Origin of the sequence: Streptomyces sp. NPDC056144 (assembly GCF_042264145.1) — a bacterium.
GTDB lineage: Bacteria > Actinomycetota > Actinomycetes > Streptomycetales > Streptomycetaceae > Streptomyces.
In genome coordinates this window covers 268,233-293,744 of the sequence record NZ_JBHJVF010000006.1, presented here as the reverse complement: position 1 = coordinate 293,744, position 25,512 = coordinate 268,233, and the positions used below count along the sequence as shown (strand labels likewise).

The following is a 25,512-nucleotide window of genomic DNA, read 5'->3' as shown; positions in this document are numbered from 1 at the left end:
AGAGTCGGTTTTCTGCTAGGGCGTGTCGTTTCACGTGAAACAAACCGGTGGACGGAGGATCTCTCCTTCGGAGAGCCTGAAGGACATGCCGACCTCCCCCACATCTGTCGCTCACCTACCCATCCGGCGCCTCACCACGGAGGACCTCCTCGCCTGCTCCGACCTGTCCGAGAACCGGGGGTGGCAGCGGGAGGAGCACAAGTGGGGCCACCTGCTGACCTCCGGAACCGGCTACGGCATCGACGACCCCTCCGGCACGGGTCTGGTCGCCTGCTGCGTGGTCACCTCGTACGGCCCCGGGCTCGCCGCGATCGGCATGGTGCTCGTCGCCGAGCGGCACCAGCGCCAGGGAGTCGGCCGGAGGCTGATGCGGCACGTCCTCGCGGACGCCGGCGACACCCCCCTCACGCTGTACGCCACCGCCAACGGGCAGCCCCTGTACGAGCAGCTGGGCTTCGTCGAGACGACCCGGTCCGACATGGTGTGCGGACGGTTCTCGTTCCGCACGCCCGCCCCGGCGGTCCCCGTCCGGCCCGCCACCGCGGACGACCTCCAGGCCGTCGTGCGCCTGGACCGGGAGATCTTCGGCCTCGACCGCACGCACCTCATCACGCGGCTGCCCGCGTTCGCTGACCACCTGCGGGTCGCGGAGGAAGACGGCGTGATCACGGGCTTCGCCGCGGCCTGGCCCAACATGGACACCCACGTCGTCGGACCGCTGATCGCCCGGGACACGGCCACGGCCCAGGCGCTGATCGCCTCCCTGGCCGTCGCGACGGACCGTCCGCTGCGCACGGACATCGACGTACGGCACACGGAGCTGCTGCGCTGGGTGAAGGAGAACGGCGTCGACTCGATCGCCACCACCTCGGTGATGGTCCGCTCCCTCCCCGACCTTCCCGGTGACTGGCGCAGGCGTTTCGCTCCCCTTACCGTCGCGGCCGGATGACCGTACGCTGCTGGGCATGAGCGATCTTGACATCCGCCCTGCCGCCGTCGAGGACCTTCCGGCGATCGTCGCGATGCTCGCGGACGACCCGCTGGGGGCCCAACGGGAATCCCCCGACGACCTCGCCCCGTACGTCACCGCCTTCGAGCGACTCGCGGGCGATCCCCACCAGCACGTCGTGGTGGCGGTCCGCGGGGAGAAGGTCGTCGGAACGCTCCAACTGACGGTGATCCCCGGCCTGTCCCGCCGCGGCACCACCCGCTCGATCATCGAAGGCGTCCGTATCCACGCCGACGAGCGCGGCAGCGGCCTCGGGACCCAGCTCATCGAGTGGGCCGTCGAGGAGTCCGGCCGTCAGGGATGCCGTCTGGTCCAGCTGACCTCCGACGTGACGCGCACCGACGCCCACCGCTTCTACGAGCGGCTCGGCTTCGAGGCCTCCCACGTCGGCTTCAAGAAGAACCTCTGAGAGGCGGCGGCAGGACGCCGACAGGCGCGCCGAGACGGAACCGACGCGCCTGTCGCCTGTTTCACGTGAAACAGGCGAGAGGTCAGAGACCGCGCCAACCGTCCTCGGACACCCCGCCCGGCACCGCGTCCCCGGGCTCGTACGGCTCCCGGGTGAACACGAAGGAACCCAGGTCGAGATGGCTCACGCTGCCGTCGGGCCGCCGCACCGCCCGGAGCGTCTCCCCCGCGTAGTACCCGTTGAGCCCGACCCAGCCGCCTTCGGGCAGCGCGCGGAACGAGGCCCGTCGCCCGGCTCCCCGCAGCGGCTCCATCACGACGGAGCGATCGGGACCGAGCCGCAGCCCGTACGCGTACGTGCCCCAGTACCAGGGCCCGGTCAGGGCAAGGAGTTCGGTGTCGACCTCGGCCGCCGGGAGGGGCCGCCAGGGCTCGGGGAAGCGCGGCTCGGCCTCCGCCACGATCCGTACGAGATCGGCCGCCACAGCCGCGGGCGCCGGCCCCGAGGTGGCGTTGGCGAGGGCGATCCCCGCGAGACCGTCCTCCACGCTCACCCACAGGCAGGCGACGAAGCCCGGCAGGGAGCCGGTGTGGCCGATCAGGGTCCGCCCGTCCCGGCGCAGCAGCTGAAGACCGAGGCCGTAGCTTCCCTCCCAGTCCCCCTCACCGGCGGGGGAGGCCGGAGCCCGCATCTCCGCCACGGAGGCCGCCGCGAGCACCCGCTCGTCGCCCGCCGCGAGGAAGGCGGCGAACCGGGCGAGGTCCGCCGCCGTCGACCAGAGCTGTCCGGCCGGCGCCATCAGCCCCAGATCCTCGGAGGGTTCGGCCAGCATCACATCGGCCCACGGGTGCACCGCGAAACCACCGGCGTGCGGCGCGACCGGTTCGAGCGTCGTACGGTCCATCCCCAGGGGTTCCAGGATCTCGCGCCGCAGCGCCTCCTCCCAGCTGACCCCGCGCACCGCCTCGACCAGCGAACCGAGCAGGGTGTAGCCGGGGTTGGAGTAGTGGAAACGGCGTCCGGCCGCCTGGAGCGAGGGGCTCTCGCCCAGGACGTCGGAGAGCTCCGGTCGCAGCGCGGCGGAGGACCGCTCCCACCACTGTCCGGGCGTCTCGGCCGCGAGTCCCCCGCTGTGGGCCAGGAGCTGAGTGATCGTCACCTCGCCGACACCCGTGCCCTTGAGGTGGCGCTCCAGCGGATCGTCGAGATCGAGGAGGCCCTCGTCCCTCAGCCGCATCACCAGAACGGCGGTGAACACCTTGGTGATCGAGCCGATCCGGTACTGGGTGTCGGCGTCGGGCGCGTGCCCGTCCACGCAGCTCCGCGAACCGCTCCACACCAGCGCCCCGTCACGGACCACCGCCCCCACGAACGAGGGCGCCCGCCCTTCGGACTGGGCGACCGCGACACGGTGCAGCAGGGCCCGCTCGGTACCGGGCAGCAATGCTTCGAAGGATGTCGTCATGAAACCCATCCAACGCGATGCCCGGTACGGACGGAACTTCCCGTCGCGGCCGATCAGGTCTGGGCCATGTCCACGAAGCGGGAGTAGTGGCCCTGGAAGGCCACGGTGATGGTGGCCGTCGGACCGTTACGGTGCTTGCCGACGATGATGTCCGCCTCGCCCGCGCGGGGGGACTCCTTCTCGTAGGCGTCCTCGCGGTGCAGCAGGATGACCATGTCGGCGTCCTGCTCGATGGAGCCGGACTCACGGAGGTCGGAGACCATCGGCTTCTTGTCGGTGCGCTGCTCGGGACCACGGTTCAGCTGCGAGAGCGCGATGACCGGCAGCTCCAGCTCCTTGGCGAGGAGCTTGAGGTTTCGCGACATGTCGGAGACCTCCTGCTGACGGCTCTCCTGCCGCTTCGAGCCACCGGACTGCATCAGCTGGAGGTAGTCGATGATCACGAGCTTGAGGCCGTTCCGCTGCTTGAGCCGACGGCACTTCGCGCGGATCTCCATCATCGACAGGTTCGGGGAGTCGTCGATGTAGAGCGGCGCCTGGGAGACGTCGGGCATGCGGCGGGCCAGGCGGGTCCAGTCCTCGTCGGTCATCGTGCCGGAGCGCATGTGGTGCAGCGCGACCCGGGCCTCCGCCGAGAGCAGACGCATCGCGATCTCGTTGCGCCCCATTTCGAGGGAGAAGATGACGCTGGGCAGGTTGTTCTTGATGGACGCGGCCCGGGCGAAGTCCAGCGCGAGCGTGGACTTACCCATGGCGGGTCGGGCCGCGATGATGATCATCTGACCGGGGTGGAGACCGTTGGTGAGCGAGTCGAGGTCGGAGAAGCCGGTCGGCACACCCGTCATCTCGCCGCTGCGGGAGCCGATCGCCTCGATCTCGTCGAGCGCGCCCTCCATGATGTCGCCGAGCGGCAGGTAGTCCTCGGTGGTGCGCTGCTCGGTGACCGCGTAGATCTCCGCCTGGGCCGAGTTCACGATCTCGTCGACGTCGCCGTCGGCCGCGTAGCCCATCTGCGTGATCTTGGTACCGGCCTCGACGAGACGGCGCAGGACGGCCCGCTCGTGGACGATCTCGGCGTAGTACGAGGCGTTGGCCGCGGTCGGGACCGACTGGACCAGCGTGTGGAGGTAGGGGGCGCCGCCGACCTTGGTGATCTCGCCGCGCTTGGTGAGCTCGGCGCCGACCGTGATGGGGTCGGCCGGCTCGCCCTTGGCGTAGAGGTCGAGGATCGCCGCGTACACGGTCTCGTGGGCGGGCTTGTAGAAGTCGTGGCCCTTGATGATCTCCACGACGTCGGCGATGGCGTCCTTGGAGAGCAGCATGCCGCCGAGGACGGACTGCTCGGCGTCGAGGTCCTGCGGGGGGACGCGCTCGAAGCCGTTCAGCCCGCCGCCGTCCCAGGGGCTGTCGCCACCGCGGTCGTCGTCGCGCCCGCGGCCCCGGCCGCGGCCCTCGCCTCGGGCACGGGTGGGCAGCCGGTCACTCGGTCCGCTGTCGGCCCAGGGGTCGTCCATGGGCTCGGGAACGCTCACCAAGCCACCTCCTCCCGTCCGCACCGCGGACCTCGCCATGCCACTCTTTCTTACGCCACGGTCTGCATCAACGAGTGGCTTTGCGACCGCTTCTGGCGAGTCGGGCTCCGACCACGGTAGGCCCGTCGGCAGCGTCAGCCAATCTGGTTATCCACAGGCCCTGTGGGTGAAGGGCCAGATGCTGTGGAGAACTCCCCGGAACCTGTGCACGGACCGGGGGACAGTCATGTGGACAAACTCATAGCACCCCCAGTGTCACCCATCTGAACTGCGCGTTTTCCATCCACGGGCTGTGGGGGAGAAAAACTTCTCCCCCTGGACCAAGATCAGAACAAACGGCCCACACCCGAAGCCCCACTCCCGTACGAAGTAACAGGTGCAAGTGCGTTGCATCTCTTACCTGTGGAAGATTAGATTGAGCCCATGACCCAGGCCCCCGCGACGTCCAAGGCCGTCCGCCGACAGCACGACCGCGAGATCGTCTCGCTCGCCCTGCCGGCCTTCGGCGCGCTCGTCGCCGAGCCCCTCTTCCTGATGGTCGACAGCGCCATCGTCGGTCACCTCGGCACCCCGCAACTCGCGGGTCTCGCCATCGCCGCCGCTCTGCTCTCCACCGCCGTCAGCGTCTTCGTCTTCCTCGCCTACGCCACCACGGCCGCCGTCGCCCGGCGCGTCGGCGCGGGCGACCTCCCAGCCGCCATCCGGCAGGGCATGGACGGCATCTGGCTGGCCCTCCTCCTCGGCGCCGCCGTCGTCGCGCTCACCCTGCCTACCGCCCCCTGGCTCGTCGACGTCTTCGGCGCCTCCGACACGGCCGCCCCCTACGCCGTCACCTACCTGCGGATCTCCAGCCTCGGCATACCCGCCATGCTGGTCGTCCTGGCCGCCACCGGCGTCCTGCGCGGCCTCCAGGACACCCGTACCCCGCTCTACGTCGCCATCGGCGGCTTCGCGGTCAACGGCGCCCTCAACCTCGGTCTCGTGTACGGAGCCGGGCTCGGGATCGCCGGCTCGGCCTGGGGCACGGTCATCGCCCAGTGCGGCATGGCCGTCGCCTACCTGGTCGTGGTCGTGCGCGGCGCCCGCCGCCACGGCGCCTCCCTGCGCCCCGACCCGGCCGGCATCCGCGCCTCCGCCCAGGCCGGAGTGCCCCTCCTGGTCCGTACGCTCTCGCTCCGCGCGGTCCTGATGATCGCGACCGCCGTCGCAGCCCGGATGGGAGACGCCGAGGTCGCCGCCCACCAGATCATCCTGTCCCTGTGGAGCCTCATGGCCTTCGCGCTCGACGCGATCGCCATCGCGGGACAGGCCATCATCGGCCGCTACCTCGGCGCGGACGACGCCCAGGGCGCACGCCAGGTCTGCCGTCGGATGGTCCAGTGGGGCGTGCTCTCCGGCGTCGCGCTCGGCGCGCTCCTCGTCGTCACCCGCCCGCTGTTCATCCCGCTCTTCACCAGCGACACGACCGTCCAGGACACCCTGCTCCCGGCGCTCCTGGTGGTCGCTCTCTCCCAGCCGATCTCCGGGGTCGTCTTCGTCCTCGACGGCGTCCTCATGGGCGCGGGCGACGGTCCCTACCTGGCCTGGGCCATGCTGCTGACCCTCGCCGTCTTCGCCCCGGTCGCCCTGCTCGTCCCGGTGCTCGGTGGCGGGCTGACGGCCCTGTGGGGGGCGATGACCCTGATGATGACGGTCCGCATGGCGACGCTCTGGCTGCGGGCACGCTCCGGCCGCTGGATCGTCACGGGCGCCACCCGCTGACGTACCCCTGTTTCACGTGGAACCGAGCGTTTCACGGAACCGAGCGTTTCACGTGAAACAGCGGAAGGGCCGCACCCCGAGGGGTACGGCCCTTCCTCACTGCTGAGCGCAGAGCGCCAGCGGCAGCGTTACGCGGCGACGATCTCGACGCCGAGCTTCGCGGCAACGTCGGCGTGCAGACGCACGGACACCTGGTGCGAGCCCAGGGTCTTGATCGGCGAGCCGAGCTCGACGCGACGCTTGTCGACGTCGGGGCCACCCGCGGTCTTGATCGCCGAGGCGATGTCGGCCGGGGTCACGGAGCCGAAGAGACGGCCGGCGTCGCCGGAGCGAACGGCCAGACGGACCTTCGTGCCCTCGAGCTGAGCCTTGATCTCGTTGGCCTGCTCGATGGTCGCGATCTCGTGGATCTTGCGGGCGCGGCGGATCTGCGCCACGTCCTTCTCGCCACCCTTGGTCCAGCGGATCGCGAAACCACGCGGGACCAGGTAGTTGCGAGCGTAGCCGTCCTTGACGTCGACGACGTCGCCGGCGGTGCCGAGGCCAGAGACCTCGTGGGTCAGGATGATCTTCATTTTTCGGTCACCCTTTCCTTATCGCGCGGTGGACGTGTAGGGCAGCAGCGCCATCTCACGGCTGTTCTTGACGGCCGTGGCGACGTCACGCTGGTGCTGCGTGCAGTTGCCGGTCACGCGGCGGGCACGGATCTTGCCGCGGTCGGAAATGAACTTCCGCAGCATGTTCGTGTCCTTGTAGTCCACGTACACGGTCTTGTCCTTGCAGAACGCGCAGACCTTCTTCTTAGGCTTGCGCACAGGCGGCTTCGCCATGGTGTTTCTCCTGTGTGATCAAGAAGTGGGAGTACGAGCTGCTTCGAGGGCGCAGGCCCTAGAAGGGAGGCTCGTCCGAGTAGCCGCCGCCGCCGGAGTTTCCACCCCAGCCGCCTCCGCCGCCCTGCTGCTGGCCGCCACCGGCCGGCGCGCTGGTCGCCCACGGGTCGTCGGCGGGAGCACCGCCGCCACCCTGCTGGCCACCACCGGAGTTTCCACCCCAGCTGCCGCCGCCCTGCTGGCCGCCACCGCCGCCGCCGTAACCGCCCTGGCCACCGCGACCCGTGGTCTTGGTGACCTTGGCCGTGGCGTTCTTGAGGCTGGGGCCGACTTCCTCGACATCCAGCTCGTAGACCGTGCGCTTGACGCCCTCACGGTCCTCGTAGGACCGCTGCTTCAGGCGACCCTGCACGACGACGCGCATGCCTCGCTGAAGCGACTCGGCGACGTTCTCCGCCGCCTGACGCCAGACCGAGCACGTGAGGAAGAGGCTCTCGCCGTCCTTCCACTCGTTGGTCTGACGGTCGAAGGTGCGGGGAGTGGACGCGATACGGAACTTCGCGACCGCCGCACCGGACGGGGTGAAGCGCAGCTCGGGGTCGTCGACAAGATTGCCGACGACCGTGATGACGGTCTCGCCTGCCATGGGGTACCTCTCGGCGGGATTGCTTCTGGCTGCTTCTGGCTACTCGAACCCGATGACCTCTGAGCTAGAAGCTCAGTGGGTCTCGGGGCGGAGGACCTTGGTCCGGAGGACCGACTCGTTCAGGTTCATCTGGCGGTCGAGCTCCTTGACGACCGCAGGCTCGGCCTGCAGGTCGATGACCGAGTAGATGCCCTCGGGCTTCTTCTTGATCTCGTACGAGAGACGACGACGGCCCCAGGTGTCGACCTTCTCGACCTTTCCGTTGCCCTCACGGACGACGGAGAGGAAGTTCTCGATCAGGGGGGCGACAGCGCGCTCCTCCAGATCGGGGTCGAGGATGACCATCACCTCGTAGTGACGCATGTGGAACCCACCTCCTTTGGACTCAGCGGCCACGGTCGTTCCGTGGCAGGAGGGTCGTGATGCGTGAGCGACGGCATCGGCAGCCCCCGAAGGGACCTAGGCAGACACCGGCGCAGCTGTACAGAGTACCCGCACATCGGCTTCCGGTTGAAATTCACCGCCGAGGGGACGCAATCTGTACACATCGGATGTCGGCGGCGCTACGATGCGCCGCCGTCCGGCAGCACGCCAGGAGGTGCCCCATGGCACAGGCAATGCGACCCGACCCCGGCCATTCCCTCTTCGCGACCGACGGCAAGCCCCATCCCCTCCAGGACACCCTGGTCGGCGTGACGCTCGTCCTCGGCGTCCTCTCCTTCGTCACCGCCCAGTTCGACAGCCTCCACCTGCTGAGTTCCTGGACGGGCCTGGTCGGCATCCTGACCGGCGCCTACGGGCAGTTCATCTCCGTCACGACACGCGAGCGCTTCGCCCTGATCGTCGGGCTCGGCCTGGCGGGTGTCGGCTTCTACCTCGGCATGGCTCACGGCGGCCTCTTCGGCGGCGTGATCAGCTGAGCGCGGCCCCCTCGGCCGCCTTCAGCGGCACGTCGGGGCACACGCACCCATTCGGGGCGCTCCCCGGTCACAGTAGGCTTCGGCGCGAGAGCCGGAGCCCCTGACCGATGGGGACACACCTGCCGAGGAGCGCCCCGCATGAGCCTGACCCTGAGGACCATCAGCCGTGAGCAGCATCTGGCATTCATCCAGAGCCAGCCCGCCGCGAGCCACTGCCAGGTCCCGGCGTGGGCTGATGTGAAGACCGAGTGGCGCTCGGAGAACCTCGGCTGGTTCGACAAGTCCGGCGAGCTCGTCGGCACCGGTCTCGTGCTCTACCGCCAGCTCCCGAAGATCAAGCGCTACCTGGCCTACCTGCCCGAGGGCCCGGTCATCAACTGGTACGCGCCCAACCTCGACGACTGGCTCCAGCCGATGCTGGCCCACCTCAAGCAGCAGGGCGCCTTCTCCGTGAAGATGGGCCCGCCGGTCGTCATCCGCCGCTGGGACTCGGCGGCCATCAAGGCCGGCATCCAGGACCCGGACGTCAAGCGCCTCAAGGACGTCGAGGCCACCCACATCGAGCCGCGCGCCTTCGAGGTCGCGGACCGGCTCCGCAAGATGGGCTGGCAGCAGGGCGAGGACGGCGGGGCCGGCTTCGGCGACGTCCAGCCGCGCTACGTCTTCCAGGTCCCGCTCGCGAACCGCTCGCTCGACGACGTCCTCAAGGGCTTCAACCAGCTGTGGCGCCGCAACATCAAGAAGGCCGAGAAGGCCGGTGTCGAGGTCGTCCAGGGCGGCTACGAGGACCTGGCCGAGTGGCAGCGGCTGTACGAGATCACGGCCGTCCGCGACCACTTCCGGCCCCGCCCGCTCTCGTACTTCCAGCGCATGTGGACCGTCCTCAACAGCGAGGACCCCAACCGCATGCGGCTCTACTTCGCGCGCCACAACGGCGTGAACCTGTCCGCCGCGACCATGCTCGTCGTCGGTGGCCACGTCTGGTACTCGTACGGCGCCTCCGACAACATCGGCCGCGAGGTCCGTCCCTCGAACGCCATGCAGTGGCGGATGCTGCGCGACGCCTACGCGATGGGCGCGACCGTCTACGACCTGCGCGGCATCTCGGACTCGCTCGACGAGACCGACCACCTCTTCGGACTCATCCAGTTCAAGGTGGGCACGGGCGGCGAGGCCGTGGAGTACGTCGGCGAGTGGGACTTCCCGCTGAACAAGCTGCTCCACAAGGCGCTCGACATCTACATGTCGCGCCGCTGACGGCTCCGCGGGCTCCGTACCCTCGTAGAGCTCCGTACTCTCGTACATATCTTTGATTCACCGCTGCCACCAGAAAGGTCCGGGCCGGCCATGGCGCTCTCCCTCTACGTCGACACCGCTCGCTGGCGCGCGCACCAGAAGAGCGTCCTCGACCAGTTCCCGGGCCTGATCCCGGTCTGCAAGGGCAACGGCTACGGCTTCGGGCACGAGCGCCTCGCCGAGGAGGTCACCCGGTTCGGCGCTGACATGCTGGCCGTCGGCACGACCTACGAGGCCGCGAAGATCAAGGACTGGTTCAGCGGCGACCTGCTGGTCCTCACCCCGTTCCGGCGGGGCGAGGAGCCGGTTCCGCTGCCGGACCGGGTCATCCGCTCCGTCTCCTCGGTCGACGGCGTCCACGCCCTGGTGGGCGCCCGGGTCGTCATCGAGTGCATGAGCTCGATGAAGCGGCACGGCGTCCACGAGGACGAGCTCCAGCAGCTGCACGCCGCCATCGAGGACGTACGCCTCGAAGGTTTCGCCCTCCACCTCCCGCTGGACCGCCCGGACGGCACCGACGCCGTCGAGGAGGTCATCGCCTGGATGGACCGGCTGCGCGCCGCCCGGCTGCCGCTGCACACCATGTTCGTGAGCCACCTGCGGGCCGAGGAGCAGGCCAGGCTCCAGCAGCAGTTCCCGCAGACCCGTTTCCGCGCCCGCATCGGCACCCGGCTCTGGCTGGGCGACCACGAGGCCACCGAGTACCGGGGTTCCGTGCTCGACGTGACCCGGGTCGCCAAGGGCGACCGGTTCGGCTACCGCCAGCAGAAGGCCGCCTCGGACGGCTGGCTGGTCGTCGTCGCCGGCGGCACCTCGCACGGCGTGGGCCTGGAGGCCCCCAAGGCGATGCACGGCGTCATGCCGCGCGCCAAGGGCGTCGCCCGGGCCGGCCTGGCCACGGTCAACCGGAACCTGTCGCCGTTCGTCTGGGCCGGCAAGCAGCGCTGGTTCGCCGAGCCGCCGCACATGCAGGTGTCGATCCTCTTCGTGCCCTCCGACGCGCAGGAGCCGCACGTCGGCGACGAACTGGTGGCGCACCTGCGTCACACGACGACGCAGTTCGACCGGCTCGTCGAGCGCTGAGCACACGAAGCGGCCCTGCCCGGTGGTCACCGGGCAGGGCCGCTTCGTGCTTCACGCGCCGGCGTCCCGTTCCTCGGGGACGCCCCACTCCACGCGGATCCCCTCCTCCGCCGGAGCGGCGTGCCGGGCCGGGTGCGCGGCCCTGCCCATGACGAAGACGTCCTCCGCCCCGTCCAGGACACCCCCCGAGGGGTCGTCCGAGCCGTCCTGCCTGACCGGGTCCTTCTCGGGCATGAGGACGTCGCGGACGACCATCACGCACAGGTACAGCGTGCCCAGCAGGTGCAGGACGATCGCGAACTGGTAGCCGTCGAGCGGCAGGCCCTGCTTGTTGCCGCTGTTCATGAAGGCCAGGTACATCCAGATGCCCAGGAAGTACATGACCTCGCAGGCCTGCCAGATCAGGAAGTCGCGCCAGCGCGGCCGGGCGAGCGCCGCGAGCGGCACGAGCCACAGGACATACTGCGGCGAGTAGACCTTGTTGGTGAGGACGAACGCGGCGACGATCAGGAAGGCCAGCTGGGCGAAGCGGGGCCTGCGGGGCGCGTGGAAGGCGAGGAAGCCGATGGCTCCGACCGCCGCCACCATGAGCAGCAGCGCGTACAGGTTGGCCTTCTCGGGCGGGATGGAGAGGCCAGTCCGCTGGCTGACGAGCAGCCAGACCGATCCGAAGTCGACGTTCCGGTCGCGGCTGAAGAGGTAGAACTGCTTCCAGCCCTCGGGGGCCAGGAGCATCACCGGCAGGTTCACGGCCAGCCACGCGCCCACCGCGCCGAGCACGGCCGTCCCGTACTCCCGCCACTTCCCCGCGCGCCAGCAGAGCAGCAGCAGCGGGACGAGCAGCAGTATCGGGTAGAACTTCGCGGCGGTGGCGAGGCCGAGCAGGATGCCGAAGCCGAGCGGCCGGCCGCGCGACCAGAGCAGGACGGCGGCGCCGGTCAGCGCGACGGCCAGTATGTCCCAGTTGATCGTGGCGGTGAGCGCCACCGAGGGCGCGAGGGCGACCAGGAGGCCGTCCCAGGGGCGCCGGCGGTGGGTCCGCGCCACACAGACCGCGAGGACGGCCGCGCAGATCATCAGCAGGCCCGCGTTGACCATCCAGAAGGCCTGCTCGCGCTGGTCCATGGTGCCGCCGCCGGGCGTCAGCCAGGCGGCCACCTGCATGAACAGGCCGGTCAGGACCGGGTACTCCAGAAACGGTATGTCGCCGCCCAGCCGGTCGAAGTACGGCACCAGGCCGTCGGCGAAGCCCCGCCCGGAGAAGAGGTGGGGGATGTCCGAGTAGCAGGCGTGGGTGTACTGCGAGGTGGTGCCGCGGAACCAGGCCCAGTTGTAGCAGGGCAGTTTCTGCACCATGCCGAGTGCGAACATCCCGATCGCCACGAGGGCAATGACCCGCACGGGAGTGAACTGGCTGCGTCCGGTCAGCGCCCGGCGGCCGAAGGGGCCGCCGATCAGCTCACTGCCGGAGGCGGCCACTTCGTCCCGGTGGGTGGGGACGACCACCGACGGGTTCCGCGGCCGGTCCTGCGGCGCGCGCGTCTTCTGGAGGCTCGGCATGGGGGACATCCTGCCGTACGTCCCCGGGAAAACGGCGAGGGCCGTCGCGTGCGATCCGTACGGAAGGTACGGACCGGACACGACGGCCCTCACGGGTGCGTCGGACGACCGGACGGACGGTCAGTCGAAGAGGGTCTCGCCCTCCGCCGTCTCGCCGCCGCCACCGCCGCCGCCGTTGCCCGGCTTGCCGGTGGTCGGGGTGCTCGTCGGGCCGGTGGTCGTCGCCGTCGGCGGCGGTTCGACCGTCGTCGTGGGCGGCGGGGTGGTCGTGGGACCGCCGGTGTTGCCGCCGTTCCCGCCGTTGCCTCCGTTGCCCCCGCCGTTGCCTCCGCCCGGGTAGTTGCAGTCCGTGTCCCAGACGCTGCAGGTCGTCTCGTCCGGCTTCGGAGTCTTCGTCGCCGGGGGAGTGGTCGTCGGCGGGGCCGTCGTGGTCGGCGCGCTCGTCGTATCCGTCGGCGACGGGGACTCGCTGGGCGTCTCCGATTCCGTCGGCGTCGGCGTCGGCTTCGGGCTGGTGGCGCCGCCGCCGAAGACCGGCTCGGCGTTCTCCAGCTTCTCGGGCTCGGGGAAGTCCACCTTCTCCATGCCCTCGACGGCCTCGGTCATGTAGTCGTTCCAGATCTCCGACGGGAACGACGAACCGTGGATGGTGTCGTGACCACCCGTGCCGTACATCTCCTCGAACTCACGGTTCTGCTTCGAGTCGTCGTCGTCGAAGCGGTACATGTCGATCGCGGTCGAGATCTGCGCGGTGTAGCCCACGAACCAGGCCGACTTGTTGCCGTCCGTCGTACCGGTCTTGCCGGCCACGTCACGGCCCGGGATCGCGGCGTGGCGGCCGGTGCCCTCCGGGTTGTCCACGACGTCCCGGAGGACGTCGGTGACGTTGCTGGCGATGGCCGTGGTGAACGCCTGCTTGCCCGCGCCCTTGTGCTCGTAGATGGTCCGACCCTCCTGGACCACCTTGGTCACCGAGAACGGGTCGTTCTGCGTGCCGTTGTTGGCGAAGGTCGCGTAGGCGCCGGCCATCCGGATCGCGCTCGGGCTGGAGATACCGAGGGAGAAGGAGGGCACCTCGCCCTTGACGAGCGAGCTCTCCTTCAGACCGGCGTCGACGGCGGCCTGGCGCACCTTGTCGATGCCGATGTCCATACCGAGCTGGACGTACGGAGAGTTGGCCGACTTGATCATGGCGCGACGAAGGGTCATGGGACCGTAGCTCGCGTCGCCGTCATTGGTCTGGAACCACTCCTCACCCTTCTCGTTCTTCCAGATGTCGCCCTTGTAGTCCCGGATCTTGAGCTTGTTCTTGCCGGAGTACTTGCTCTTGTCGGGGTCGACGATCGTGCGGGAGGACTCGTCCTGGACCGGACCGAGGTCCTTGTCGCGGACGCCGTACTGCATCGAGGCGGCCAGCACGAAGGGCTTGAAGGTCGAGCCGACCTGGGCACCGGTCTGGTCGGCGTTGTTGGTGAAGTGCTTCGTGGCGTCCTGGCCGCCGTAGAGCGCGAGGATCTCACCGGTCTTGGTGTCCACGGAGGCACCGCCGAACTGGACGTGGGTGTCCTGCTTCGGCCGCTTCTCCGGGTCGATGTTCTCGTCGTAGACCTTCTTGACCGAGGCGGCGAGCGCGTTGACCTTCTTCTTGTCGAAGGTGGTGTGGATCTCGTAGCCGCCGAGCTCCAGCTCCTTGGCGGTGACGCCTTCGGTGTTGCTGTTGAGGAAGTTGGCCTTGGCGGTGCTGACGAGGTAGCCGATCTGGCCGGTCAGCTGCGCGTCCTGCTTGCGCTTCTGCACCTTGGGGAGGGTCGTGTACTTGGCCCGCTCCTCAGCCGTGATCTTCTGGTCCTTGACCATCTCGTCGAGGATCCAGCTCCACCGCTTCGTGAGCCGGTCGAGGTTCTTGTCCGGCGTCGCCTCGGGGTCGATCTCGGGGTAGCCGGCGGGGTCGTAGTACGTGGCGCCCTTGAGGACCGAGGCGAGCACCGCCGACTCGCTGGCGTTGAGCTTGCTCGCGTCCTTGTCGAAGTACGAGCGGGCGGCAGCCTGAATGCCGTAGGCACCGCGACCGTAGTACGCGGTGTTCAGGTAGCTGGCCATGATGTCGCGCTTTTCCAGCTCGTTGCCGACCTTCATCGAGATGAAGAGCTCCTTCACCTTGCGGCTCAGGGTCTGCGACTGGTCGTTGAGAAGGCTGTTCTTCACGTACTGCTGGGTGATGGTCGAACCACCCTGGGTCTGGCCGCCCTTGGCCATGTTCCACACGGCGCGGCCGATACCCATCGGGTCGATGCCCGAGTCGTCCCAGAAGGTCTTGTTCTCGGCAGAGACCACGGCCTCCTGCATGACCTTCGGGATCTGTTCGATGCCGATGATCTGGCGGTTGGCGCCACTGCCGGTCGCGACCATGCGCGAGCCGTCACGCCAGTAGTAGATGTTGTTCTGCGAGACCGCGTCCGTGGCCTCCTCCGGGATGACCACCTGGGAGTACGCGAAGACCGCGCCGCCCATCAGGACACCGAGGAACGTCAGGAACGTGCCCGTCACGAGCCGCCACGACGGCACCCAGCGGCGCCAGCCGTACTTGTCGTGACGCGGGTAGTCGATGATCCGCTTCTTGCGGGGCGGCTGACCGCCGGGACCGCGTCCCGCACCGCCGCCGCGACCCCCGCCACCGCCGCCGCCACCGCGCCGTCCACCGCCGCCGGGGCCCGCGGGGCCGCCGGGGCCCGTCTCGGCACCCCGTCGTCTGCCGCCGCGCTGCGCGGCCCTGCGGGCCTCGGCGCGACCGCCGTACGGGCGGGGCTCCTCTCCGTAGGAAGAAGGCGGCCCGTACGAGGCCGCGGGGCCCTGACCGGCTTCCTGAACCGGGGCCGGCCTGTGGCCCATCGGCTGCTGGGCAGCGCGTCGTGCCGCCGCACGGCCACCGTACGGCGGCTCCTGCGGCGACATCTTGCGACGGTGCTCGCTCATCGAACGACTACTCCTCGGGCAGGCGCGTACGCCTGGAAGCGGCAGTTGAGTTCCGGTCCCCCCGAAATGCGCACGGACGGAGCCCATCGAGAGCCCCTCCGTACCGCAGCCGGTCACCCGCAGCACTGACGCCCCACGGCATCGCTTGGTTCCCGGAGGTCTGCATGCCGCACAGACTACGCACGGCCAAAACCCACGGAGCGCCGGAGTTCACCCCAAATCAGGCAAGTCGATCACTGTGAATTGACGATGTGATGCCGGTCACGGCGGTCCTCCTTGCCGCATAGGGGTGGTCGTTCTATCGTGCTGATGTATCGAGTCGATACATCAGCGCGGCATAAGAGCCCCATAAAGGCGGAGGAGGCGACGGATGAGCAGGCGCTCAGGAATTCTCGAGTTCGCCGTCCTCGGCCTGCTCCGCGAGGCTCCTATGCACGGGTACGAGCTGCGGAAGCGCCTCAACACCTCGCTGGGAGTCTTCCGGGCCTTCAGCTACGGAACGCTGTATCCCTGCCTCAAGACGCTGGTCGCCAACGGCTGGTTGATCGAGGAACCGGGCAGCGCCCCCGAGGAGGCCGTGGCCGCTTCACTCGCAGGACGCCGGGCCAAGATCGTCTACCGGTTGACGCCGGAAGGTAAGGATCACTTCGAGGAGCTCCTCTCCCACACGGGCCCCGACGCCTGGGAGGACGAGCACTTCGCCGCCCGCTTCGCCTTCTTCGGCCAGACCGAGCGCGAGGTGCGGATGAGGGTCCTGGAAGGCCGCCGCAGCCGGCTGGAGGAGCGTCTGGAGAAGATGCGCGCCTCCCTGGCCCGGACCCGGGAACGACTCGACGACTACACGCTTGAGCTGCAGCGCCACGGCATGGAGTCCGTGGAGCGCGAGGTGCGCTGGCTGAACGAGCTCATCGAGAGCGAGCGAGCGGGACGGGATCAGCGATCCGGCCCCGACGCCCCGGCTCAGCACGACAACGATTCTGGAGAAACGGGCGGCCTGCCCCGGCACGGGGGCAGTACCCGGCCGGATCCGTCCGAAGACACCGCCAAGTGAAGCCCTGCGCACAGCAGGACTTCCAACCTCACAACAGGGAGCAACCGGAATGGGTTCGGTTCGCGTAGCCATCGTCGGCGTGGGCAACTGCGCCGCCTCGCTGGTGCAGGGCGTCGAGTACTACAAGGACGCCGACCCGGCGACCAAGGTGCCCGGCCTGATGCACGTCCAGTTCGGCGACTACCACGTCGGTGACGTCGAGTTCGTCGCCGCCTTCGACGTCGACGCGAAGAAGGTCGGCCTCGACCTCTCCGACGCCATCGGCGCCAGCGAGAACAACACCATCAAGATCTGCGACGTCCCGAACGCGGGCGTCACGGTCCAGCGCGGTCACACGCTCGACGGTCTCGGCAAGTACTACCGCCAGACCATCGAGGAGTCCGCCGAGGAGCCGGTGGACGTCGTCCAGATCCTCAAGGACCGCCAGGTCGACGTTCTCGTCTGCTACCTGCCCGTCGGTTCCGAGGCCGCGGCGAAGTTCTACGCCCAGTGCGCCATCGACGCCAAGGTCGCGTTCGTCAACGCCCTTCCGGTCTTCATCGCCGGCACCAAGGAGTGGGCGGACAAGTTCACCGAGGCGGGCGTCCCGATCGTCGGCGACGACATCAAGTCGCAGGTCGGCGCCACCATCACGCACCGCGTGATGGCGAAGCTGTTCGAGGACCGCGGTGTCCGTCTTGAGCGCACCATGCAGCTCAACGTCGGCGGCAACATGGACTTCAAGAACATGCTCGAGCGTGAGCGCCTCGAGTCCAAGAAGATCTCGAAGACGCAGGCCGTCACCTCGCAGATCCCCGACCGCGAGCTGGGCGAGAAGAACGTCCACATCGGCCCGTCGGACTACGTGGCCTGGCTGGACGACCGCAAGTGGGCGTACGTCCGCCTCGAGGGCCGCGCCTTCGGCGACGTCCCGCTGAACCTCGAGTACAAGCTCGAGGTGTGGGACTCCCCGAACTCCGCGGGTGTCATCATCGACGCCCTGCGCGCCGCGAAGATCGCCAAGGACCGCGGCATCGGCGGCCCCATCCTCTCCGCGTCGAGCTACTTCATGAAGAGCCCGCCGGTCCAGTACTTCGACGACGAGGCCCTGGCCAACGTCGAGAAGTTCATCAAGGGCGAGGTCGAGCGCTAAGCACCCCGCGCTCCGCGCTTTTCACTGAGGGTCCCCGAGGCACTGCCCGGGGGCCCTCTGCGTATGTGAGTCTTGCTGCCATGTCCGTCGTACGTGATCTGCGCGTACTCCTGCGCCTCGGAGACTTCCGCCGCCTGCTCGCCGTCCGGCTGCTCTCGCAGAGCGCGGACGGCGTCTACCAGGTGGCCCTGGCCACGTACGTCGTCTTCTCGCCCGAGAAGCAGACCTCGCCCACCGCCATCGCCTCCGCCATGGCCGTACTCCTGCTCCCGTACTCGCTCGTCGGCCCCTTCGCGGGAGTCCTCCTCGACCGCTGGCAGCGGCGCCAGGTCTTCCTGTACGGGAACCTCCTGCGCGCCCTCCTCGCGAGCGGGACCGCGCTGCTCGTCGTCGCCTCCGTCCCCGACTGGCTCTTCTACGCCTCGGCGCTCTCCGTCACGGCGGTCAACCGTTTCGTGCTCGCCGGGCTCTCGGCCTCGCTCCCGCGCGTCGTCGACGAGGACCGGCTCGTCGTCGCGAACTCGCTCTCCCCCACCGCCGGCACCCTCGCCGCGACCGTCGGAGGAGGCCTGGCCTTCGGTGTGCGGCTGATCGCCGACGGCTCCGACGCGGCCGTGGTGGCCTTCGGCGCCGCCCTCTACCTCCTGGCCGCGCTCGCCTCCCTGCGTATCCCCCGAGCGCTCCTCGGCCCCGATCCCGAGCTCGTCCCGCAGCACCTCTCCTCGGCCCTGGCCTCGACGGCCCGGGGTCTCGCCGAAGGCCTGCGGCATCTCGCCGAGCGGCGGCCGGCCGCCAGGGCGCTGGCCGCCGTGACCCTGATGCGCTTCTGCTACGGCGCCCTGCTCGTCACCGTGCTCATGCTCTGCCGCTACACCTGGAGCTCGACCGAGTCCGAGGGGCTCGGACTCCTGGGGATCGCCGTCGCCGCGTCGGGAGCGGGATTCTTCGCCGCCGCCGTGCTCTCGCCCTGGGCGGTGCAGCGGCTCGGCCCCTTCGGCTGGATGACGGTGTGCGCGGGGCTCGCTGCCGTCCTGGAACCGACGCTCGGTCTCTTCTTCGACCCCACGCCGTTCCTCGTCGCCGCGTTCGTCCTCGGCCTCATCACCCAGGGCGCCAAGATCGCGACGGACACCGTGGTGCAGACGACCGTCGACGACGCCTACCGGGGACGGGTCTTCTCCCTCTACGACGTGCTGTTCAACGTCGCCTTCGTCGGAGCGGCGGGTGTCGCGGCGCTGATGCTGCCGCCGGACGGCCGCTCCCCGCTCCTCGTGCTCCTGGTGGCCGTGGTCTACGCGGCCATCGCGCTGGCGCTGCGCAAGGACCGCGCCCCGGACACAGAGGGCTGACGTTGCCACAGAGGGCTGACGTTTCACGTGAAACGTCAGCCCTCCTCTGTCGGGCGGCCGCTGTTTCACGTGAAACAGCGGGCGCCCGACTCAGTCGCGTGCGGCCCACCACTCCTTGAGCGCGGCGACCGCCTGGTCGTGCTCCATCGGCCCGTTCTCCAGACGGAGCTCCAGCAGGAACTTGTACGCCTGCCCGATGGCCGGGCCGGGTCCGATGCCGAGAAGCTCCTGGATCTGGTTGCCGTCCAGGTCGGGACGGATAGAGTCCAGCTCCTCCTGCTCCTGGAGCTGAGCGATCCGCACCTCCAGGCCGTCGTACGTCCGGGAGAGCGCCGTCGCCTTGCGCTTGTTGCGCGTGGTGCAGTCCGAGCGGGTCAGCTTGTGGAGACGTGAGAGCAGCGGACCCGCGTCGCGGACGTACCGGCGCACCGCCGAGTCGGTCCACTCGCCGTCCCCGTACCCGTGGAAGCGGAGGTGGAGCTCGACCAGCCGCGAGACGTCCTTGATCATCTCGTTGGAGTACTTGAGCGCCGTCATCCGCTTCTTGGTCATCTTCGCGCCCACCACCTCGTGGTGGTGGAAGGAGACACGGCCGTCCTTCTCGAAGCGGCGGGTGCGCGGCTTGCCGATGTCGTGGAGCAGGGCCGCGAGGCGCAGCACCAGGTCGGGGCCGTCTTCCTCCAGGGCGATCGCCTGGTCGAGCACGGTCAGCGAGTGCTCGTAGACGTCCTTGTGACGGTGGTGCTCGTCGCTCTCCAGGCGCAGCGCGGGCAGCTCGGGCAGCACGTGGTCGGCGAGACCCGTGTCCACGAGCAGGCCGAGGCCCTTGCGGGGGTGCGTCGAGACCAGGAGCTTGTTCAGCTCCTCCCTGACCCGCTCGGCGGAGACGATCTCGATCCGGCCGGACATCTCCTTCATCGCCGTGACGACCTCGGGGGCGACGTCGAAGTCCAGCTGGGCCGCGAAGCGCGCCGCGCGCATCATGCGCAGGGGGTCGTCCGAGAAGGAGTCCTCAGGGGTGCCGGGCGTGCGCAGGACCCGGGCGGCGAGGTCCTCGAGACCGCCGTACGGGTCGATGAACTCCTTCTCGGGAAGGGCCACGGCCATGGCGTTGACGGTGAAGTCACGCCGGACGAGGTCCTCCTCGATCGAGTCGCCGTAGGAGACCTCGGGCTTGCGCGAGTTCCGGTCGTACGCCTCGGAGCGGTAGGTGGTGACCTCGATCTCGAAGCGCTGGACCACGCCGTCGACGAGGGCGTCCTTCTGGCAGCCGACCGTCCCGAAGGCGATCCCGACCTCCCAGACGGCGTCCGCCCACGGACGGACGATCTTCAGGACGTCCTGGGGGCGGGCGTCGGTGGTGAAGTCCAGGTCGTTGCCGAGCCGGCCGAGCAGGGCATCCCGTACCGAGCCGCCGACCAGCGCGAGGCTGAAACCGGCCTCCTGGAAGCGGCGGGCGAGGTCGTCGGCGGCAGGGGACACGCGCAGCAGCTCGCTGACCGCGCGGCGCTGCACCTGGCTCAGTGCGGTCGGGGTGTCTTCGTTGGCGTTCGGCACAACAGAAAAGGGTACGTGCCCCGCTCCACCCCGGCGTCCCCGTTTTCCCGCGGACCGGGCCGCGAGCCCCATCGGCTGGAGCAGTCCCCGGCACTTGCCCCCAGCGTGCCTCGTTACCATGCCTGGACACAGCAACCGGGAACCATCGGCACCACTGGCACCACAGACAACGACGAGGACGGACAGCGCGTGGGCGAGGCGGCAGACATCCAGGGATCCGGTCCCTCATCCGCCCGCCGGTGGCTGCGGCGCACGATCACGATCGCCGTCGGCGCACCGCTCCTCGCAGGACTGCTCCAGGCCCCGGCCGCCTCACCGGCGGAGGCCGCCGAGGACGCCACCGGCTCGAAGACCGTCGATGTGTCCCTGGACACCCTCACGCCGACCGCCCCGGTGGAAGGCGACACCGTCACCGTCACGGGGACGGTGACCAACCGCGGCAAGAAGACCGTGACCGACGCCACCGTGGATCTGCGCGTCGGCCCGAGGATGACGAGTCGCAGCGAGATCGACCAGACCACCGAGCGCACCGGCTACCGCAGCGACAGCGACCCGCCGACCCTCGACGAGGGCCCCTCCGTCAAGATCGCGAAGCTCGGCGCCGGTCTCAGCGCGGACTTCACGCTCTCCGTCCCGGTCTCCAAGCTCGGCCTCGACGAGTCGGGCGTCTACCAGCTCGGCGTCTCGCTCACCGGCCGCACCACGGACCAGTACTACGAGCGTGTCCTCGGCATCGAGCGGACCTTCCTGCCGTACCAGCCGGAAGCCGCCGAGAAGAAGACCCAGCTCACCTACCTCTGGCCGCTGATCGCCTCGTCCCACGTGTCGGCCGAGACGGCCACGGACGACCAGCAGACCCCGGTCTTCGAGGACGACGACCTGGCCGCCGAGCTGCGCCCGGGCGGCCGCCTCGACCAGATGGTCTCGCTGGGCAAGGACCTCCCGGTCACCTGGGTCATCGACCCGGACCTCCTCGCCACCGTCGACGCCATGGCGAACGGCTACCGCGTCAAGGACGGCACCGCCGACACCCCGGGCAAGAACCAGGCGGTGGCCGAACGGTGGCTGGACTCGCTCCAGCAGGCCACCCAGGGGCGCAAGATCGTCGCCCTGCCGTTCGCCGACCCCGACCTCGCCTCCCTGGCCCACCGCGGCAAGGACGTCCCCGGCTCCCTCGCCCACCTCCAGTCGGCGACCGCCCTCGCGGGGATGACCGTCGAGACGGTCCTGCACACCCAGCCGTCGACCGACTTCTCCTGGCCCGCCGAGGGCGCCGTCGACCCCTCCATCGTGGCCGTCGCGACCTCGGCCGGCGCCAACAAGGTCATCGCCCGCAGCGACAGCGTCCGCGACGACCTCCCCTACACACCGACAGCGGCCCGTCCCCTCGGCAACGGCAGCACCACGGCCGTCGTGAGCGACGCGATCCTGTCCACCGCCTTCGAGGGCGACATGGTCCGCGCGGAGAACTCCACGCTCGCGGTCCAGGAGTTCCTCGCCCAGTCGCTGGCTATCACCCTGGAACAGCCGGAGCAGCAGCGGAGCATCGTCGTCGCCCCCCAGCGGGTGCCGACCGCCGCCCAGGCACAGACCATGGCGGCCGCTCTGCACGGCCTCTCCGGCAAGCGCTGGACCCAGCCGACCGACCTCGTCGCCGCGGCGGCCGCCAAGCCGGACCCGGACGCCTCCACCGCCGTGCCGAGCGGCTCGCGGTATCCGAAGGACCTCCGCGCCCAGGAGCTGCCCGTCCAGGCCTTCCGCGACATGAAGACCACCCGCGACGAGCTGGACGACTTCAAGGTCATCCTGACCCAGCCGGAACGGGTCGTGACGCCCTTCGGCAACGCGATCAACCGCGAGATGTCGACCTCCTGGCGCGGTCGCGCCCAGGCCGCCTCGATCTACCGGCACGACGTCCTGCGCTACCTCCAGAACCTCACCGAGGGCGTCCAGCTGGTCGACAAGTCGGACCTCACCCTCTCCGGCCGCAGCGCGACGATCCCCGTGACCGTCCAGAACAAGCTGCTCCAGGGCGTGGACGGGCTGGTGCTCCGCCTCACCTCCAGCAACAAGAACCGGCTCGAGGTGGACGACGAGCGGTACGCCGAGCTCCCCGTGAAGATCAGCGCGGGTCACAGCCAGTCGGTCAAGTTCCCCGCCTCGGCCAACGTCAACGGCCAGGTCCTGATGACGGCCCAGCTCTACACCGAGGACGGCACCCCCTACGGGCAGCCGATGACCTTCAACGTGAAGGTCTCCGAGATCACCGCCACGGTGATGCTCGTCATCGCCGGCGGTGTGCTGCTCCTCGTCCTCGCCGGAGTGCGGATGTACACCCAGCGCAAGCGGCTGGCCGCCAGGAACGCCGATGCCGATGCTGCCGACACGGCCGAAGGCGAGGAGGACGGCCCCGACACCGGCGGTCCGGAGGCCGACGGACCCGAGCAGCCGAGTGACCCGGCGCCGGACACCGGCTCGGAAAGCGGGGACCCGTCGGGCCCGAGTGAGAAAGTGGACCGTTGAGCGATGTCGTGGCCGGTCGGCCGGGGACGATGAGGTGGGGTAACCATGAACGCGCCGTACGACGGTGACCGCGGCCCGGGCACGGGCGGCACCACACCTTCCGGGGCAACGCCCTCGGCACCCGCCGACGCCGGCTACCCGCCGGTGCCACCGCCCGGGCCCCAGGACGCCGACGACCCGTACGGGCCGAACCCGTACGCCCAGGACGCCGCCGCGCCGAACCCGTACCAGCAGGACCCGTCCGCACAGGACCCCGCCGCGCCGAACCCGTACGTCCAGGACCCCTACGTCCAGGACGCGTACGCGCACGACCCGTACCGCGCGCGGGACCTGTCCGCGCAGGACCCGGTGACCGAGGCGCTCTACGACCGCGCCGCGCACCCGCCGCCCCCGCCCGGCACGTACCAGGACCCCCAGGCGCTGTACCAGCAGCCCGCCCCGCCCCGGCACGCCCCGGACCCCCGCGTCTGGGCGCAGACCCCGGCACCCGAGCCCGACGGCCCCTCGCGCCACCTGCCGTACGGCGACGACGCGCGCACGGTCCAGTTCACCGGCGTCGACGACCTGGTGACCCGGGCCGGCGAGGAGGAGCCCGAGCCGGACGCGTTCGCGCACCTCTACCGGGACCAGCAGGCGTCCGGCCAGGTGCCCCCTCCCGCCACGGAGCCGGATCCCATGCCCGCACCCGCCCCGAAGAAGTCCGGCCGCGCCTCCGGCCTGCTCAAGTCGAGCGCCGTGATGGCCGCGGGCACCCTGGTCTCCCGGCTCACCGGCTTCGTCCGCAGCCTGGTCATCACCGGCGCGCTCGGCGCGGCCCTGCTCGGCGACACCTTCACCATCGCCTACACCCTGCCGACGATGATCTACATCCTCACCGTCGGCGGCGGCCTCAACTCGGTCTTCGTCCCCCAGCTCGTCCGCGCGATGAAGAACGACGAGGACGGCGGCGAGGCCTACGCCAACCGCCTGCTGACCCTCGTCATGGTGGCCCTCGGCCTCATCGTGGCCCTGGCGGTCTTCGCGGCACCGGTGCTGATCCGGCTGATGTCGAACACCATCGCCGACGACGCCGCGGCCAACAGCGTGGCCGTGACCTTCGCCCGCTACTGCCTGCCCACGATCTTCTTCATGGGCGTGCACGTGGTGATGGGCCAGATCCTCAACGCCCGCGGCAAGTTCGGCGCGATGATGTGGACGCCGGTCCTCAACAACATCGTCATGATCGTCACGTTCGGCCTGTTCATCTGGGTCTACGGCACCTCCGCCGAGTCCCACATGGGCGTGGAGACCATCCCGGACGAGGGCATCCGCCTGCTCGGCATCGGCACCCTGCTCGGCCTCGTCGTCCAGGCCCTGGCGATGATCCCGTACCTGCGCGAGACCGGCTTCCGGTTCCGCCCCCGCTTCGACTGGAAGGGCCACGGGCTCGGCAAGACGGTCAAGCTGGCCAAGTGGACCGTGCTCTTCGTCCTCGCCAACCAGGCGGGCGTCCTGGTCGTCACCCAGCTCGCGACGGCCGCCGGTGAGGAGTCCGGCAAGAACGGCGCCGGCTTCCTCGCCTACTCCAACGCCCAGCTGATCTGGGGCATGCCGCAGGCCATCATCACCGTCTCCGTCATGGCCGCGCTGCTGCCCCGGATCTCCCGCGCCGCGCACGACAACGACCCCGGCGCCGTCCGCGACGACATCTCGCAGGGCCTGCGCAACTCGGCCGTCGCGATCGTCCCGGTCTCCTTCGCGTTCCTCGCCCTCGGCGTCCCCATGTGCACGCTGCTGTACGCCTCCAGCGGCGTCGAGGCCGCCCAGGGCATGGGCTTCATCCTCATGGCCTTCGGCCTCGGCCTGATCCCCTACTCCGTCCAGTACGTCGTCCTCCGCGGCTTCTACGCCTACGAGGACACCCGGACGCCCTTCTACAACACCGTCATCGTCGCCGCCGTGAACGCGGCGGCCTCGGCGCTCTGTTACTTCCTGCTGCCCGCGCAGTGGGCCGTGGTCGGCATGGCCGCCTCCTACGGCCTCGCCTACGCCGTCGGCGTCGGCATCGCCTGGCGCCGCCTGCGCAACCGCCTCGGCGGCGACCTCGACGGCACCCAGGTGATGCGGACCTACGCCCGGCTCTGCATGGCCTCCGTACCTGCCGCGATCGTCTCCGGCGCCGTCGGCTTCGCGATCCTCAAGCTCCTCGGCGAGGGCGCCCTCGGCTCGCTCGTCGCACTGCTCGTCGGCGGAGCGGTCCTCCTGGGCGTCTTCTTCGTCGCCGCCAAGCGCATGCGGATCGCGGAGTTGAACACCCTGGTCGGGATGGTGCGCGGACGCCTGGGACGCTGAATCGACAGCTCCGCGCAACCTTCTACGGGTACCGCGTGTCGTGCATAGCGTCGGACTGTGGGCACAATTGGCATGGCTGTGGGAT

The 25,512-nt window shown here is 69.7% G+C and carries 20 protein-coding genes; 11 read left to right on the top strand and 9 right to left on the bottom strand.

The genetic code is table 11. The annotated features are described in order from the left end of the window. The first annotated feature begins 85 nt into the window (after positions 1–85). Both ACFC0Z_RS20690 and ACFC0Z_RS20685 read left to right on the top strand, forming a co-directional pair. Positions 86–949, top strand: a complete 864-nt coding sequence (locus ACFC0Z_RS20690; protein ID WP_376439808.1) for a GNAT family N-acetyltransferase — start codon at positions 86–88, stop codon at positions 947–949. 16 nt (positions 950–965) lie between these two features. Next, positions 966–1,418, top strand: coding sequence for a GNAT family N-acetyltransferase (locus ACFC0Z_RS20685; protein ID WP_376439806.1), 453 nt, complete (start codon positions 966–968; stop codon positions 1,416–1,418). Between the two features lie 82 nt (positions 1,419–1,500). Here ACFC0Z_RS20685 and ACFC0Z_RS20680 read toward each other — a convergent pair whose 3' ends face one another. After that, entirely contained in the window at positions 1,501–2,883 is a 1,383-nt protein-coding gene (locus tag ACFC0Z_RS20680; RefSeq protein WP_376439804.1) for a serine hydrolase domain-containing protein, read from the bottom strand. Between the two features lie 53 nt (positions 2,884–2,936). Further along, positions 2,937–4,397 (bottom strand): replicative DNA helicase, encoded by a 1,461-nt coding sequence (gene dnaB, locus ACFC0Z_RS20675; protein WP_376440318.1) that lies wholly within the window; start codon positions 4,395–4,397, stop codon positions 2,937–2,939. Between the two features lie 441 nt (positions 4,398–4,838). On the opposite strand from dnaB, the gene ACFC0Z_RS20670 reads away from it, so the two are divergent. After that, on the top strand, positions 4,839–6,176 hold the full coding sequence (locus ACFC0Z_RS20670; protein ID WP_376439802.1) for an MATE family efflux transporter: 1,338 nt from the start codon (positions 4,839–4,841) through the stop codon (positions 6,174–6,176). A gap of 128 nt (positions 6,177–6,304) precedes the next feature. On the opposite strand, the gene rplI is transcribed toward ACFC0Z_RS20670, so the two are convergent. The 4 genes from rplI to rpsF form a co-directional block, all read right to left on the bottom strand. Next, positions 6,305–6,751, bottom strand: coding sequence for a 50S ribosomal protein L9 (gene rplI / locus ACFC0Z_RS20665; protein WP_024760420.1), 447 nt, complete (start codon positions 6,749–6,751; stop codon positions 6,305–6,307). 18 nt (positions 6,752–6,769) lie between these two features. Further along, positions 6,770–7,006: a 30S ribosomal protein S18 gene (gene rpsR / locus ACFC0Z_RS20660; protein ID WP_003956534.1), complete on the bottom strand. Its 237-nt coding sequence runs from the start codon at positions 7,004–7,006 to the stop codon at positions 6,770–6,772. A gap of 58 nt (positions 7,007–7,064) precedes the next feature. Then, positions 7,065–7,652: a single-stranded DNA-binding protein gene (locus ACFC0Z_RS20655; RefSeq protein WP_360798227.1), complete on the bottom strand. Its 588-nt coding sequence runs from the start codon at positions 7,650–7,652 to the stop codon at positions 7,065–7,067. Between the two features lie 72 nt (positions 7,653–7,724). Continuing rightward, positions 7,725–8,015 carry a 30S ribosomal protein S6 gene (rpsF, locus tag ACFC0Z_RS20650; protein WP_005482942.1) on the bottom strand — a complete coding sequence of 97 codons (291 nt, stop codon included), beginning with the start codon at positions 8,013–8,015 and terminating at the stop codon, positions 7,725–7,727. Between the two features lie 242 nt (positions 8,016–8,257). Between rpsF and ACFC0Z_RS20645 the strand changes: the two genes are divergently transcribed. The 3 genes from ACFC0Z_RS20645 (at position 8,258) to ACFC0Z_RS20635 (ending at position 10,951) form a co-directional block, all read left to right on the top strand. Next, on the top strand, positions 8,258–8,572 hold the full coding sequence (locus tag ACFC0Z_RS20645) for a hypothetical protein (RefSeq protein WP_376439799.1): 315 nt from the start codon (positions 8,258–8,260) through the stop codon (positions 8,570–8,572). Between the two features lie 138 nt (positions 8,573–8,710). Beyond that, the gene (locus ACFC0Z_RS20640; RefSeq protein ID WP_376439796.1) at positions 8,711–9,829 is read left to right on the top strand and encodes a lipid II:glycine glycyltransferase FemX; all 1,119 of its coding nucleotides are present in this window, start codon (positions 8,711–8,713) and stop codon (positions 9,827–9,829) included. A 90-nt stretch (positions 9,830–9,919) separates the two neighbouring features. Then, a complete protein-coding gene (locus ACFC0Z_RS20635) occupies positions 9,920–10,951 on the top strand; it encodes an alanine racemase (RefSeq protein WP_376439794.1) in 1,032 nt (343 codons plus the stop codon). 51 nt (positions 10,952–11,002) lie between these two features. Here the strand turns inward: ACFC0Z_RS20635 and ACFC0Z_RS20630 are convergent, their stop codons facing one another. Both ACFC0Z_RS20630 and ACFC0Z_RS20625 read right to left on the bottom strand, forming a co-directional pair. Then, positions 11,003–12,511 (bottom strand): glycosyltransferase family 87 protein, encoded by a 1,509-nt coding sequence (locus ACFC0Z_RS20630; protein ID WP_376439792.1) that lies wholly within the window; start codon positions 12,509–12,511, stop codon positions 11,003–11,005. Positions 12,512–12,631: 120 nt separating this feature from the next. Then, positions 12,632–15,484, bottom strand: a complete 2,853-nt coding sequence (locus ACFC0Z_RS20625) for a transglycosylase domain-containing protein (RefSeq protein WP_376439789.1) — start codon at positions 15,482–15,484, stop codon at positions 12,632–12,634. A gap of 370 nt (positions 15,485–15,854) precedes the next feature. On the opposite strand from ACFC0Z_RS20625, the gene ACFC0Z_RS20620 reads away from it, so the two are divergent. The 3 genes from ACFC0Z_RS20620 to ACFC0Z_RS20610 all read left to right on the top strand — a co-directional run bounded on the left by ACFC0Z_RS20620 (position 15,855) and on the right by ACFC0Z_RS20610 (position 19,016). After that, positions 15,855–16,535: a helix-turn-helix transcriptional regulator gene (locus ACFC0Z_RS20620; RefSeq protein WP_376439787.1), complete on the top strand. Its 681-nt coding sequence runs from the start codon at positions 15,855–15,857 to the stop codon at positions 16,533–16,535. Positions 16,536–16,584: 49 nt separating this feature from the next. Beyond that, a complete protein-coding gene (locus ACFC0Z_RS20615) occupies positions 16,585–17,667 on the top strand; it encodes an inositol-3-phosphate synthase (RefSeq protein ID WP_376439784.1) in 1,083 nt (360 codons plus the stop codon). An 80-nt stretch (positions 17,668–17,747) separates the two neighbouring features. Beyond that, the gene (locus ACFC0Z_RS20610; protein WP_376439782.1) at positions 17,748–19,016 is read left to right on the top strand and encodes an MFS transporter; all 1,269 of its coding nucleotides are present in this window, start codon (positions 17,748–17,750) and stop codon (positions 19,014–19,016) included. Positions 19,017–19,106: 90 nt separating this feature from the next. Here ACFC0Z_RS20610 and ACFC0Z_RS20605 read toward each other — a convergent pair whose 3' ends face one another. Further along, the gene (locus ACFC0Z_RS20605) at positions 19,107–20,573 is read right to left on the bottom strand and encodes a CCA tRNA nucleotidyltransferase (RefSeq protein ID WP_376439779.1); all 1,467 of its coding nucleotides are present in this window, start codon (positions 20,571–20,573) and stop codon (positions 19,107–19,109) included. A 189-nt stretch (positions 20,574–20,762) separates the two neighbouring features. On the opposite strand from ACFC0Z_RS20605, the gene ACFC0Z_RS20600 reads away from it, so the two are divergent. After that, positions 20,763–23,096 (top strand): DUF6049 family protein, encoded by a 2,334-nt coding sequence (locus ACFC0Z_RS20600; protein WP_376439777.1) that lies wholly within the window; start codon positions 20,763–20,765, stop codon positions 23,094–23,096. 45 nt (positions 23,097–23,141) lie between these two features. Next, positions 23,142–25,427: a murein biosynthesis integral membrane protein MurJ gene (gene murJ / locus ACFC0Z_RS20595; RefSeq protein WP_376439774.1), complete on the top strand. Its 2,286-nt coding sequence runs from the start codon at positions 23,142–23,144 to the stop codon at positions 25,425–25,427. The last annotated feature ends 85 nt before the right edge of the window (positions 25,428–25,512 follow it).